The organism is Pelotomaculum isophthalicicum JI (genome assembly GCF_029478095.1).
Lineage (GTDB): Bacteria > Bacillota > Desulfotomaculia > Desulfotomaculales > Pelotomaculaceae > Pelotomaculum_D > Pelotomaculum_D isophthalicicum.
Window position 1 is genome coordinate 21,281 of the sequence record NZ_JAKOAV010000012.1, and the last position, 13,216, is coordinate 34,496.

The 13,216-nt window shown below is 45.5% G+C and carries 14 protein-coding genes, 3 tRNA genes and 1 pseudogene; 14 read left to right on the forward strand and 4 right to left on the reverse strand.

Annotation, left to right across the window (positions count from 1 at the left end; all coding sequences use genetic code 11):
• The first annotated feature begins 12 nt into the window (after nucleotides 1-12).
• The 4 genes from L7E55_RS07860 (at nucleotide 13) to L7E55_RS07875 (ending at nucleotide 3,819) form a co-directional block, all read left to right on the forward strand.
• Entirely contained in the window at nucleotides 13-345 is a 333-nt protein-coding gene (locus tag L7E55_RS07860) for a hypothetical protein (RefSeq protein ID WP_277443579.1), read from the forward strand.
• Complete coding sequence (locus L7E55_RS07865) at nucleotides 324-2,516, forward strand: tape measure protein (RefSeq protein WP_277443580.1); 2,193 nt, start codon at nucleotides 324-326, stop codon at nucleotides 2,514-2,516. Before L7E55_RS07860 ends, L7E55_RS07865 begins: the two co-directional genes overlap by 22 nt.
• Nucleotides 2,517-2,819: 303 nt before the next feature.
• The gene (locus L7E55_RS07870) at nucleotides 2,820-2,981 is read left to right on the forward strand and encodes a hypothetical protein (protein ID WP_277443581.1); all 162 of its coding nucleotides are present in this window, start codon (nucleotides 2,820-2,822) and stop codon (nucleotides 2,979-2,981) included.
• Nucleotides 2,982-3,048: 67 nt separating this feature from the next.
• Nucleotides 3,049-3,819, forward strand: a complete 771-nt coding sequence (locus L7E55_RS07875; RefSeq protein WP_277443582.1) for a hypothetical protein — start codon at nucleotides 3,049-3,051, stop codon at nucleotides 3,817-3,819.
• A 164-nt stretch (nucleotides 3,820-3,983) separates the two neighbouring features.
• Here L7E55_RS07875 and L7E55_RS17715 read toward each other — a convergent pair whose 3' ends face one another.
• A complete protein-coding gene (locus L7E55_RS17715; RefSeq protein WP_420852024.1) occupies nucleotides 3,984-4,073 on the reverse strand; it encodes a putative holin-like toxin in 90 nt (29 codons plus the stop codon).
• Nucleotides 4,074-4,341: 268 nt separating this feature from the next.
• Between L7E55_RS17715 and L7E55_RS07880 the strand changes: the two genes are divergently transcribed.
• From L7E55_RS07880 to L7E55_RS07905, 6 genes are all read left to right on the forward strand, one after another.
• Nucleotides 4,342-4,812 carry an ECF-type sigma factor gene (locus L7E55_RS07880; RefSeq protein WP_277443583.1) on the forward strand — a complete coding sequence of 157 codons (471 nt, stop codon included), beginning with the start codon at nucleotides 4,342-4,344 and terminating at the stop codon, nucleotides 4,810-4,812.
• Entirely contained in the window at nucleotides 4,764-5,102 is a 339-nt protein-coding gene (locus L7E55_RS07885) for an HIRAN domain-containing protein (RefSeq protein WP_277443647.1), read from the forward strand. The genes L7E55_RS07880 and L7E55_RS07885 overlap by 49 nt, the downstream gene beginning before the upstream one ends.
• 85 nt (nucleotides 5,103-5,187) lie before the next feature.
• The gene (locus L7E55_RS07890; RefSeq protein WP_277443584.1) at nucleotides 5,188-5,604 is read left to right on the forward strand and encodes an ImmA/IrrE family metallo-endopeptidase; all 417 of its coding nucleotides are present in this window, start codon (nucleotides 5,188-5,190) and stop codon (nucleotides 5,602-5,604) included.
• 137 nt (nucleotides 5,605-5,741) lie between these two features.
• Nucleotides 5,742-6,095 carry a hypothetical protein gene (locus L7E55_RS07895; RefSeq protein WP_277443586.1) on the forward strand — a complete coding sequence of 118 codons (354 nt, stop codon included), beginning with the start codon at nucleotides 5,742-5,744 and terminating at the stop codon, nucleotides 6,093-6,095.
• Between the two features lie 50 nt (nucleotides 6,096-6,145).
• On the forward strand, nucleotides 6,146-6,889 hold the full coding sequence (locus L7E55_RS07900) for a tyrosine-type recombinase/integrase (protein WP_277443587.1): 744 nt from the start codon (nucleotides 6,146-6,148) through the stop codon (nucleotides 6,887-6,889).
• Nucleotides 6,890-7,309, forward strand: a complete 420-nt coding sequence (locus L7E55_RS07905; protein WP_277443588.1) for a site-specific integrase — start codon at nucleotides 6,890-6,892, stop codon at nucleotides 7,307-7,309.
• A gap of 92 nt (nucleotides 7,310-7,401) precedes the next feature.
• Here L7E55_RS07905 and L7E55_RS07910 read toward each other — a convergent pair.
• Nucleotides 7,402-7,487, reverse strand: a tRNA-Leu gene (locus L7E55_RS07910).
• A gap of 479 nt (nucleotides 7,488-7,966) precedes the next feature.
• On the opposite strand from L7E55_RS07910, the gene L7E55_RS07915 reads away from it, so the two are divergent.
• Both L7E55_RS07915 and L7E55_RS07920 read left to right on the forward strand, forming a co-directional pair.
• Entirely contained in the window at nucleotides 7,967-8,896 is a 930-nt protein-coding gene (locus L7E55_RS07915; RefSeq protein ID WP_277443589.1) for a methyl-accepting chemotaxis protein, read from the forward strand.
• 721 nt (nucleotides 8,897-9,617) lie between these two features.
• A pseudogene (locus tag L7E55_RS07920) lies at nucleotides 9,618-10,451 on the forward strand (methyl-accepting chemotaxis protein); the annotation flags it as partial.
• Between the two features lie 130 nt (nucleotides 10,452-10,581).
• Here L7E55_RS07920 and L7E55_RS07925 read toward each other — a convergent pair.
• Both L7E55_RS07925 and L7E55_RS07930 read right to left on the reverse strand, forming a co-directional pair.
• A tRNA-Gln gene (locus L7E55_RS07925) sits at nucleotides 10,582-10,657 on the reverse strand.
• A gap of 11 nt (nucleotides 10,658-10,668) precedes the next feature.
• Nucleotides 10,669-10,745 (reverse strand) — tRNA-His (locus L7E55_RS07930).
• 505 nt (nucleotides 10,746-11,250) lie between these two features.
• Between L7E55_RS07930 and tig the strand changes: the two genes are divergently transcribed.
• Nucleotides 11,251-12,567 (forward strand): trigger factor, encoded by a 1,317-nt coding sequence (tig, locus tag L7E55_RS07935; protein ID WP_277443590.1) that lies wholly within the window; start codon nucleotides 11,251-11,253, stop codon nucleotides 12,565-12,567.
• Between the two features lie 47 nt (nucleotides 12,568-12,614).
• Entirely contained in the window at nucleotides 12,615-13,205 is a 591-nt protein-coding gene (gene clpP / locus L7E55_RS07940) for an ATP-dependent Clp endopeptidase proteolytic subunit ClpP (protein ID WP_277443591.1), read from the forward strand.
• Nucleotides 13,206-13,216: the final 11 nt, after the last annotated feature.

Below are 13,216 nucleotides of genomic sequence, written 5' to 3' on the forward strand. Positions count from 1 at the left end.
GGTAGGTTATAAATGGGGGCTTTAGCAGATAAAGACATATACTGGGCCAACAACGTTGAGCCAGTCAGGGGTTTAGAAGTGATTCAAAAATACATTTCTGAACTTAAACAAAGTAGTAATATTCTGGAGAAGACAATCGCAAAAATGTCGAAAATCCATAAGGAATTCAGGAGCCTATCCCGTCAAGGGAAGTTTCCGCTGGCTGATTATGAAAAGATGGTGGCGGAGGATTCAAGACTAAAAATGGAAGCGGAAAAGGAATTAAAAGAAGGTTTGAAGCGTTACAGGCAATTACAAAAAATTTTAAAAAGAAGGATAAGGGAATGCAAAGTGAGACAACGATAACAATTAGTGTTGACGCATCGCAATGTTATGCTGCTATGAAGAATGTTGCTGATAGGACTGAAAAAGAGACTGACAGAGCTAGGGCTGCTTTCGATAAAACTAACAAAAAAATGGAACAACTTCAGAAGCGAACCCAAGCTTTGGGACGCATGACGGTTAGTCCCACTCGGCTTGTTGACCGTGTATCAAGTCCTTTGAGGAACATAGAATCAAAGCTGAGTCGCCTTTCCACGGTCAAGAAGATACCAATTGAGGCGGTAGATAAGACAACCAGTATAGTACAGAGGATCACAGGGGCACTGACCAGCCCTTTAGCCCTGCTTGGTGGCGGAGCTGGTGCTGCTGCCTCAGTTGTTTTTCCTTTAAATTTAGCTGGCGAGATGGCCAGATCGCGCAATGCCGTGATAAATTATTCTAGCTCAATAGAAGAGGGTAAAAAGAACTTCGAGGACCTTGTTAATTACGCGATAAAGTCGCCTGTTTACGAGGTTCCTTTTGCAACTCAAATGGGTGGCCGATTACTGACGCTTACTAAGGATATTAACTTTACCAAAAGAGCACTTGAATCATTTGGTAATTCAATGTTATATACTGGGGCAACCACGGATGGTCTAAAACTTGCGTTCCGTGGGTTTACACAGATTGCAACAAAAGGCAAGCTACAGGTGGAGGAATTGTATCAGGTCACTGAAAACCTTGGTGTCCCTTTACAGTGGATTACTGAGGAACTTGGAATCACCGGGGACGAACTAAGCGATCTGGGAAGGCTTGGGATTTCTGCGAAGGATGCAATGGAAGGCATTTTAAGGACATTAGAAAAACGGTACCCTAAAGCAAATTATAATAATGATTTATTAGCTCTCGCTTCTAACACTAAAGAAACAGCCAGGGTTGTAGTTTGGCAATTTGGTGAGGGTATGGCACAGCCCGTTATTCGAATTCTGCAGGATTTGACCGGAACCCTTGATCCCACAGGTGACAAATTTGTTGCCTTTAGTGAACGAGTTAAAAACGCTGGCAAGCAAGTAGGTGAATTCTTTGAGCGTAGCTATAATTGGATTAAAGAGTTGTTTAGCGATGAGAAATTTCAGGGCATGAGTCCGGGTGATAAATTTGTCTACATTATAGACCGGGGCCTTGACGATGTTATTGCATATATTAATGGCGACGGCGGGGAAAAGGTCGGGTCTATATTTACCAAGCTTGGGGAAATAGCTGCAAGGGCTTGGTGGACTGGGTTAACTGGCATGGCAAGCGGATCTGCTCAGGCTTTAATGCATGGCAATATTATGGGTGCTATCGGGCTTGCGGCTGGTGCCTCCCTGCTGGGCGGTGGCATGCTGGTGCGCGGTGCATGGGGCGCAGGAAAAGGACTTGTTAATGCCGGGAAGTGGGCTGCTGGGAGAATGGGGCTAACAGGTGCGGCAGAGGCCGGAACGGCGGCGGCTGAAGAAGCAGCGACAGCAACAAGGGGTGCCGACTTATTGCCGCGTTTAGGGATTCTTGGACGAATGGCAGGCAAAGTTGTTATCCCGTTAGGTGTTGGTCTTGATGTACTTTCAGTTGCAAGGGCAAGGCCAGAAGAGCAGGCAAAGAAAATAGGTGGCTTAACAGGTCGCTGGACCGGTATGTTTGCCGGAGCTAAACTAGGCGCTATGGGTGGCGCGGCGGTAGGTTCAGCTATTCCCGGTGTAGGGACTGCTATTGGTGGAGGTGTAGGTGGCTTTCTTGGTGGTATCGCTGGCTTTTCGGGCGGCGGTGCAATTGGTGAAAAAATTGGTGCAAATCTAAAGCGCATGAAAACTGTCGTTGCAACGAAATTTAGTGAGATTAAGAATAGTGCTATAACAGCGGTACAGCAAATGGGTATAAACATTACTGACTGGTTCAGTCAACTGCCAGAGCGGGCCGGTTATGCTGTCGGCTATATAGTTGGCTGGTTTTCAGGTTTGCCGGGTCGTATATCCATTTTTGTCCAACAGTTGCCGGGTATTATAACCACATGGTTTAGCCAAGCATGGTCCTCCGCTACCCAATGGGCAAGTCAAACCGTTGCAGATATAGGGGTCTGGTGGAGTTCGTTACCGGATCGTGTGTCTGAATGGTGGTCGGGTGTAACATCAGCAGTAGATACGTGGGCGCATAGTTCTTATACATCAGTTGTGAATTAGTTTAGCGGTATTCCGGATGCGATAGAAAGTTGGATTACTGATGGTATTAATAGGATTAAATCCCTTGGAGTTGGTATCGGGGAAAAATTCGAAAGTGGTTATAGTGCCGGGAAAGAAGCAGCAGAACCACATGCCGCTGGCGGCATTCTTACGAGGCCTCATCTCGGATTAGTGGCTGAAGCGGGACCAGAAGCAATAATACCACTGTCTGCAAGGATGAGGGATAGGGGTATTGACCTGTGGCGACGGACGGGAGAGTATTTAGGCGTCAGGCCATACGCTGAAGGAGGATTTGCAGGGCTAATGCCAGCGTTAGCTAGCGCCAACGGGATTGCAATTCAAATAACTGGCGATACGCATATTCATATTTCCAATGCTAAAGAATTAGATGAAGATGCTTTGGCTTTAAAGATAGGGCGACAATTTGCTCAGAATATAAAGAAGGCACTGGAAAATAGAGCATAATCAAAGGAAGGACTTTCCTGTGTTGACGTCGAAGCCTCCGCATAAAATACCAAACGGATGTATTGTTATGGATATCCTAGCTGGGTTTATGGTATTTTTGGCCCTTGTCGGGCTGGGAATTGCACTTGTGCTTTTTGGGGTCAAAGCGATAACAAAGAAGGGTTGGGAATATAAAAAGACCGGCATTTTAGCTGCTGTTGCTGGTGTTCTATTTCTCGCTGGCATGGTGATGGCTGGACCATCAGTTAAACAAGGCTTTGAAGCTGGGCGGCAGGCTGCGAAAGAAGATTCTGCTGCCCCTGCTTCAACAACCCCTCCCCATGAAGAGGTATTACAAGAACAGAAAAATGAGGGCGAGAAAAACCAAGCACAGCAGGCTGAACAATCAGTATCCACAAAAGAGGAACATATTGCCAAGAATGAGCAAGACCTTCTTTATGAGGAGTGGTTAAAACATACCATTACCAGCACTATCGGAGAAAGCACCAATACCGACAAACCGCGAATCGAATCCGTTCTTTTTTATAATAAAGAAGAGACAGAAGTGGAGATCACTCTTTGGGCTGATAACAACCTAACTCCTGGCTTAATCCGGGATGGAGCTATAACGAAATCGACAGAGGTGTTACATCGAATATTTTCTGATTCTCGCGCAAAGAGGGTACTTTTATACTGGTTATTCCCAGTCAAAGATTCTTACGGGCAAGAAAGGCAAATGGTTCTCATGCAAGTAATTATGACTAGAGAGACGGCAAATAAGATTAACTGGAGTGGATTAAGTCCCTTGGGTCTTCCAAATGTGGCAGATAAATTTCATATTCATCCAAGTTTGCAATAAAAGCAAGGGTTTGAAACCTATATAATGTATGGTATACTGAATTTAGAAAATGCGTAAAATTAAAGAGGAACCATGCGGCAAACACGGTTCCTCACAACAGCCGCTTTATGGGCGGTCGGCTTCGGAGAAACGGAATAGACCGTTATTCCTTGGGCAGGAGCGGTCTATTTCCTGTTATGGAAAGAAAGTACCAAAACGACTAATGTCGCAAATGAAATCATCAGCGTCAAAGCCTGGTATACTTCCATAGGCATCACCTCCTTCCGGAGGGAATGCCGACCGCCCTGAGCCTTTCTGTTGTGAAATTATTATAACACAAGAGGAAATACTTAGGTAAATATTAAGAGGTCATTATAATCACTCTCATATGAGAGTGTTTTTGTTTTGTAAATTTAAGGAGGTAATCTCCATGGACATATACCTCAGGGACCCAGAGGGATTAGAACTCCATCTCCCGGTCAACCCCAGCGAGATAACGGCGAAGGGAGTCAAGAAACAAGTTTATGGGAGCGTGATCCGGTAATGGCCAACCAAAACCCTACCTCCTCGCGTATGGTTGATTGGTTTCTCTATAACCTGCCGATGCTTAAAGAGCAGGTGGAGACCATGGAAGGTAGCACGACATGTAAAATAACCATTGTTTGGGCGCGAACCCAAAACACTGAGAGTAAGATAGAAAAATACGCCATAAAAAGGAATACCGTATTGTCGGCAGTAAGTGCGGTTGAGAAGGGGATCAGGTCTCTTCATCCCGATCAGCGTAAAGTATACCGGCTAAAATACAAGCAAGGATTTTCTAATAAAGCTATAAGAAAACGACTTTATTTCTCCACTAGAACCGTTGAAAGGAGATTGGCGGAAGTAAGGAACATGATCTCAATGATAATCGCCAACGCGCTCCACTACCGCCAGGGACTGGACCGCTCCAGGGCAATGAAGACGGCCTGGGCAATGCTGAAGCAGGGGCGTTTTACAGCAAGGTTGCCGGTGTAACCTACGGCCTCCGTCAAACAGCCCTTTTAAGGCTGAAGCGGTATAACCTGGATTCCATAGCGGTTAACCTGGTCCGGGAGAACAACCCGGAGGACGGGAACGCAGTGGCTGTCCTGGTGACAGTGGCTGGCAGACGGCCCTTCAAGGTTGGGTACCTGCCCCGCTCCATAGCAGCAACGTGGAGTTACCTGGTGGCAGCCGGCAGGGTAGAAGCCAGGCTGGAGCGGGTGACCGGGGGCAACGGCAAGGCTCTGGGCGCGGTGATAAGATTGGTACTGGCAGCAGCATAAGGAGCGGGTATGGTCCCGCTCCACCTTCAGCAGGTTGTAGTTGAGTTCGAAGGACCATGAAAAAACAGGAACAGGAGGTGCCATCATGTATTTTCGTGAAGCCGGTCAACCCATTCCGGCAGCCGGGGCAGCGGCAATTAAACCTCATATTAATAAAGATGAAGCTATGAAATTATTAACTGGATTGGCGAAAGTTTTGAAGTTAAGTGTTTGCCTTGTGGATCATATCAACTATCGCGGAGAAAAATTAAACGGCTTATACAATGGCGCTAATAGACGGATTTATCTTGATAAACACCTAAAAGGATATAAACTAAGGTTTGTTTTGATGCATGAAATTGCGCATTATGTTTTGCATACTGGTAAACTCGGCCCACGTTACTGGAAAGATCCTACTTACAGACAACAACTTGAAAAAGAGGCAGACGATTACGCAATGAGTATATTGAATATCTTGGAAAGACGGCAACCTTTTAGATCTGAGGTGAAGGAGATGGCGTAATGAAAAAGCTGTGCCGCTGGGAACACCTGGCCTGACCGATGCCGGGCATAGAAGTCGGCGGGATGCCTAAGTAGTGACCCGGTCGCAAGCGGAGCGGCGCTAGGGAGCGGGTATTATTAGTTGGAGGTGGAATTTGAATGATCAGTGATAAGGCGCTTTACTTGGTGAAAATAGACTCTTGGGGAGCTGAACAGCCGGTAATCCTTGGTCTGGCTGTAGAAGTGCACGAGGACTACATGGGATTCCATGATAAAGTCCGCGGGCACCACATAAATGGAAAACTTGAGAGAGAAACCGAAGACGGTTTTGTCTGGCACCGTATAGAAAACGGGGAAGACATGGGCAATATTTCACTTAGGGCGCTCGCCCTGGAGGAGTTTAACCAGGTGGTAAGGCCGGGCATGGATTATCCGCCACCGGAATTCCTGACCACGGAGGACCTCTGGGAATTTTACCGGCGCAAGTTTGGCGACCGGGGCAGTCATTATTAGGTATTGAACAGAGATGTGATTAAGGAAAAAATAATAGGGGGGTGGCATGGATGAGGGGGAGGATTGTAAAAAACGAAGGCAAGCGGGGTGTTAGTTATTCGGCTATTGTCGACATTGGTCCGGACCCGGTGACTGGGGATCGAAAACGTAAAAAGGAAACTTTCTCCGGGAAAAAAGAGGCTGAAAAATGGCTTGCCAAAACCATAGTGGAAATTAATAAGGGAACCTATGTTGAACCAGCTAAAACTTCCGTTCGGGAGTGGCTGTTAGACTGGCTTAAATCTTACGGCAAACAAAACCTTGCACCTACTACCTACCAGGGATACAAAATTATAATTGAAAAGCACCTTATCCCGGAATTAGGTGCGATCCCTTTAAGAGACCTAAAGCCAAAACATATTCGGGACTATTATCAGAAGGCCCTTGACGGTGGGCGCGTGGATGGCAAGAAAGCCCTGGGCAAGAGCTTAAGCCCAACCACAGTAAGCCAACATCACCGAGTATTAAGGGAAGCCCTGCAGCATGCCCTTGAATTGGAAATGATAGCCCGGAACCCGGCCGATGCCGTCAAACCCCCAAAGAAGGTAAAGCATGAAATCAAATTCTTGCCGGTGGAGGATGCGAACAAGATTATTGACCTGTTTAAAGGGACCTATATGTTTATACCGGTTTTCTTGGCGGTAACTACCGGAGCCAGGCGCGCTGAAATCCTGGCCTTGACCTGGGATGATGTTGATCTGAAAAAGGGAATTATAAATATCAGGCGCGGTTTATACGTTACCAAGGAACAGTGATTGTTCTTTAAAGAGCCAAAGAATAAAACAAGTCAAAGGGCAGTTGCTATTTCCCCCGAAGTGGTTAAGACATTAAAGACGCACAGAATGGAACAGAAAAAAGACAAGGTAGCTCTGGGGGAAGGGTATCAGGACAATAACTTGATTTGCTGTCTGCAGGATGGAAGTCTGATTAACCCATCTACGGTAACAAAGCGTTTTCAGGAGTTAACCGGAAAGGCAGGTTATAAGGTAACATTCCACCAATTGAGGCACGCTCATGCGAGCTTTCTACTAAAGCAGGGAATACACCCGAAAGTTGTTTCGGAGCGGCTGGGACATAGCAATATCTCCATGACAATGGACCTGTGTAGTCACATAGCGCCGACACTGCAGAGGGATGCTGCTGACCAGTTAGATAATATTCTCTTTAAAAAGTAGCTTCCAAAAACTGCATGGCACCATTTTGGCACCAAAAAAGAGAAAAATGCAAAAGTAAAAGACTTCCAAAACCTCGGAAGTCTTATTTTCATTGGTGCGGGCGGCGGGAGTTGAACCCGCACGAGGTTGCCCCCACTGGATCCTAAGTCCAGCGCGTCTGCCATTCCGCCACGCCCGCAAATAACTATCATTGTTTAAAACCTGTTTTATGCAATTAGATGCTAGCATAAAAAGCTAGACACGTCAAGGTCATTACCAATTGTTATGGAAAACTTCAAATATACGGGTTGAATTTAAAAGCCTTTTCTGCCCGCCCGGGCTACGCCGGAAATGCTCTGGCGCGGTTGGAAATTGAAACAATTAAAATCCTAAAGAGTCAAAATATTTTTAATTGTTCTTGGTTTTATTTTTAGTTTGGAAGGATAATTGATATTTTTGTCGAAAGTAACTTATTGATTGGTTATTGCCTTATTCTTCCATGAGAATCCTTTGCGAATATAATGTTTGGTTTGTTCGAGCAGCAGGGTGATAGCATAACTTTTTTTTGAAGGAAGGCGACAGTGGACCCGGTTAAAAAAATAAACGTAAAATACAAATTAACGCATTGATCTGTTTGAGATTAACTATGATTCTATAAATACAGGGGGGATATATATAATGCTATGGAGTAAACCTCAGAAAAAGCCTGATACTAATCTAGCCGAAAACAGGCAGCCTGCTATGGCGGCAGTATCAACCACACCCGGCGAAATTCAAAGAACTGAAAAAAAAGAAACCATTGTAGATTTAGTAGTCAAGCTTGCGCCAATTATTCAGGAGATGATTCCGATGGACTGTACAATTGGCGTATCAGACAGGGAGAAGTTTGTCTATTATCTTCCCGGTGAGGGAATTAACTTTGGGGCGAAGCCCGGAGACGCGATCCCTAAAGGTAGTGGATTATATGGCGCCGTCAGTACCGGAAGAACTATTGATACAGTGGTGCCCAAGGAAGCTTACGGGGTGTCTTTCAAGTTAAGAGGACTGCCGTTAAAGGATGAAAAAGGGCAAATTATAGGGGCGGTTGCTTTTGGTCTGAGTCTTAAAAACCAGGAGGCGCTAATAGAAGTAGCCCAAAATGTCGCGGCTTCAACACAACAGACATCTGCCACCGTTGAAGAGCTTGCTTCATCAGCCCAGCAGTTGGCCGGCAGTCAAGAAGTCCTTGAGAACTTGGGTAAAGAAGTATTGGAACAGGTGAAGAAAACAGATGTGATACTGGGATTTATTCATGAGGTGGCCGATACATCAAACCTGCTGGGCCTTAATGCGGCTATCGAGGCGGCAAGGGCTGGAGATCACGGGAGAGGTTTCTCGGTCGTAGCTGAAGAAATCCGCAAGCTTTCAATAAAGAGCGCGCAGGCCGTAAAGGAAATCAGGGATATCCTGGCTATTATCAATGATAAAGTGATGGTGATGTCTGAAAAAGTTGTCGAGGCAGCGGCTTTGAGTGAAGAGCAGGCAGCGGCTACCGAGGAGATATCTGCCGCTATGCAGGAACTGTCCACTTCAGCAGGAAAGCTTGAGGAAGTAGCTTCGGTTATTTAATTGATCAAATTTACTGCAATCAATTTGTTACCGGTCCCGGGGCGATAGATAAAAATCGGTATTATTCATTTCCGGAATATGAATGGGTGATCTTCTGGGAGTACTCTACTATCGGACTGGTATTGGGGAGGGGATTCAGTTGACTTTAGGAATTAAAGCGAAAATACTTTTTTTAGTGGCTATCTTTGGTGCTTTTATGCTTGGAATAGTTGTTTTTGGTTCCATTTCTATGACTAGTATTGACAATAACTATAATAAGATGTTGGAAAAGGATGTCAAGGCTACCCAATCGATTTTGGAACTGCAAGGTCACCTATATAAAGTAGGATATACTGTGCGTGGGTATTTTATTGATCCTAATGAAAGTAATTTAAACCATTACCGCGAAGCTGTTGAAGAACTGAAGGGGCAGGTGGCTTTTCATAACAACAACGACCTTGCTACTGATAAGGAAGCCTGGTCAAATCTGGAGATTAACGTTAATAGCTATCTGGGTTTGGCGGATAGTATTGTGTCCTCAATGCAACGAGGAGTGCCTCTCCAACAGCTCAGACCTCAAATTGCCGAAGCCGATAGTGTTATGACGAGTTTGGAAGATAACTTGGAAAAAGCTGTTACCCGGTATGAGGAAGTCATCGATACCCGAGGCCAGGAACTAGCCCGTGAAGGCGCCAGGACCGTGGTTACTTCATTCGTGGTTGGCACCATCGTGGCCTTGCTGATGCTGGCTCTCGGTTACTGGTTTGCCGCCGGCATTGCCAAGCCGGTTGTGTCTTTGGCCAAGGCAGCCGGTATTGCTTCATCTGGTGATTTAACCGTGGATATCACGGCTAATTCCAAGGATGAGGTAGGCAAGCTGGCCGGGGCTTTTGGTGACATGGTTCGCAATATGCGCTTGATGGTGCGGCAAATAAACGAAAAGTCCGAGATGGTTGCCGATTCATCCCGGCAATTGACGCTTAACGCTCAGCAAACAGCTGCCGGCGCCAGCGAGACTGCCGCTGCCGCGGGTGAAATTGCCACTACCATTGAACAGGTTTCTTCTAATATACAGGAGATATCTGAATCTTCGCAGTCAGTTAATGAGCAGGCTAACGCAGGCAGTAAAGACGTTGTTAAGGTCAGTGAACAAATGGGGAATATAGCTGAATCAGCTGAGGATGTTTCCAAAGCAATTAACGGCTTGAGTAAAAAAACGCAGGAGATTAACCATATTGTTGGTCTGATCACCACCATTGCCGATCAGACTAACTTGCTGGCCCTAAATGCGGCAATTGAAGCAGCCCGGGCAGGTGAACAAGGACTGGGATTTGCCGTCGTGGCTGAAGAAGTCAGAAAACTGGCTGAACAGGCAGCCAGCGCCACTAAAGAAATAAACGCTTTGGTAAACGACATCCAGGATGAATCGAAAAGAGCAGTTGAGGAAACAGCCAAAAGCGTTAGATCGGTCGAGTCAGGCACTAAGATAGTGCAGGGGGTCGGTGAAGGATTTAGGACTATTATTGAAGCAGTGCAGGGTTTAACAGAGCAAATCCGGGATGTGGCGGCCGCGGCGGAACAAGTGTCGGCGGGGGTGCAAAATGTGGCGGCATCCACCGAAGAACAAACTGCTGTCATGGAAGAGGTTTCGGCTTCCGCCGAATCCTTTTTTGCAATAAAATTAACTTTTTTCTCATATCTTAATATGGCTGGGGCGGCTGGATTCGAACCAACGAAATGCCGGTTCCAAAGACCGGTGCCTTACCGCTTGGCGACGCCCCAGTGATAATGAGTGGGGTGGATAGTGGGACTTGAACCCACGACCCCCAGAGCCACAATCTGGTGCTCTATCCATCTGAGCTATACCCACCACGTTGCCAAAAAAATGTGCTGTTAAAGTTTCCCCAATATCCGCAAGTGATATGTTAACAAATAATAAAGACATTGTCAAGAAAAAAACCATTCACTCGAATGTTTATATTATTAGGTTAAGTCCATATATTCAATATGTAAAGAAATTCTTTTTACCAGTTGATAATTTTCACCGGTGCGGATATAATTGAAAAGTAATATAATACCGCTTTGAGACGGTAGTATTGAGGCACCCGGTTTTTCGCAGCGGCGTAACAGGCGGGTGAGCCCCACCGGTAATAAGAAAAGTGATTGGTGCCAGGGCTATTGTATGCCTTGGTTTTTTAGTTGCGTTTGAAGGAAAGATTGTGGTTATCGTAGAATAATTTATTAAACCGGTTAAAATATTATAACAGGGATATTGTGGTATTCCATAATTAACGGAGAGGGTGTGACTTTTCTACACAGCAATTGTCTAGGATAAATTACCAGAATGCAATCAAACCATTTAAGGGGGAGCATATATGAAAGCAAACGCGGAAAGGATAGAAAAGAACACTGTTCTCCTTGAGGTAGAGGTGGATGCCGAACTATTCTCACAGGCAGTAAATAAAGCCTACCGCAATATAGTTAAGAAAGTAAACATTCCGGGTTTCCGCAAGGGGAAAACCCCGCGACATATTCTTGAGCGTTATATCGGTAAGGAAGCTCTGTATGAAGAAGCGATGGAAGCCCTGGTGCCTGAGGCTTATTTTGACGCAGTGAAGGATACCGGTATAGAACCTGTTGACAAGCCTCAAGTTGAGATTGTGCAGGCTGAAGAAGGCAAGCCGGTGGTGTTCAAGGCCACTGTAATAGTAAAACCGGAAGTGGAACTAGGCCAGTACAAGGAGTTGGAAGTAGTTAAACAGTCCTATAAAATTGAAGATGAAGATATTCAGAAAGAACTTGACCGCCTGCAGAACAGCCATGCCAAGCTGCTGACAATGGAAGAAGGCACTGTGGAGAAAGATGATATAGCGGTTATTGATTTTCTGGGAAAAACGAATGGCGAGCCCTTTAAAGGAGGGGAAGGAAAAGACTATTCCTTGGAAATTGGTTCCGGTTCCTTTATTGAGGGATTCGAAGACCAGATAATAGGCATGACTATTAATGAAACCAGGGATATCCAGGTAACATTCCCCAACAGTTACCAGTCGGAAGAATTAGCCGGTAAGGAAGCCACTTTTACCGTAACAGTTAAAGAAATAAAAAGAAAAGAGCTGGCGCCCCTGGATGATGAGTTTGCCAAAGATGTCAGTGAGTTTGATACTCTTCAGGAATTAAAGGACGATATCAAGAATAAATTAATACAAGCTGCTGAAAGCAGGGCAAAATTCATGCTCAGGCGGGAACTGCTTGATAAAGCCGTCGACAACGCTGTCGCTGAAATTCCGGACAGTATGATTGAGCAGCAAACCAGGGAAATGTTTAAAAACATTGGAGACAACTTTGCCAGACAGGGGCTTTCGGTAGAGGATTATCTTAATTACAACAAGTCCTCTATTGAAAAGATGAAAGAAGATATGCGTCCGGAAGCCGAACGGAACGTTAAAACTTCGCTGGTTATGGAATCTATTGGTAAGGCTGAAGGTATTACGGCCACTGAAGAAGAAATACAAGCGGAAATTGAAAAAATCGCTTCAGCGTACCGTCAGGATCCGGAAGAATTTCGTAAGACGATTGAAAGTGAAGGCAGCTTAGATTTTATCAAAGATAATATAGTAAAAGAAAAAACATTTCAATTTTTGGTCGATAATGCAAAAATAATTGAGGACACGAACGTGGAAACTGCGGAATAGTAATAGAGGTAGCAAAGCAAACAGATTGTTAGGAGGAATAAACCAAGATGAATCTGGTGCCTATTGTTGTAGAGCAAACTAATCGCGGTGAGCGCTCATATGATATTTATTCCAGGCTGTTAAAGGATCGCATCATTTTTATCGGCGGGCCGATTGACGATTACGTCGCCAATCTGGTTATTGCGCAATTCCTGTTCCTTGAGGCGGAAGACCCGGAAAAGGACATCCATATTTACATTAATTCTCCGGGCGGTGTGGTTACTGCCGGCATGGCAATATATGATACCATGCAGTACGTCCGTCCGCCTGTATCAACTATCTGTCTTGGCCAGGCGGCCAGTATGGGTTCGTTTCTTTTGGCAGCCGGGGAGAAAGGCAAGCGTTACGCTCTTCCTTACGCCAGGGTCATGATTCACCAGCCGATGGGTGGGGTCCAAGGCCAGGCGACAGACATCGATATTCACGCCAAAGAAATTTTGCGGACGAAGGATATTATCAACGAAATCCTCTCCAAGCACACCGGTCAGCCTCTTGAAAAAGTGGCTCTGGATACCGAACGGGACTTCTTTATGTCGGCACAGCAAGCTAAGGAATATGGTATTATTGACGAGGTGTTCGATGTCAGGAAGCAAAGGTAAAAGAGGTGGGA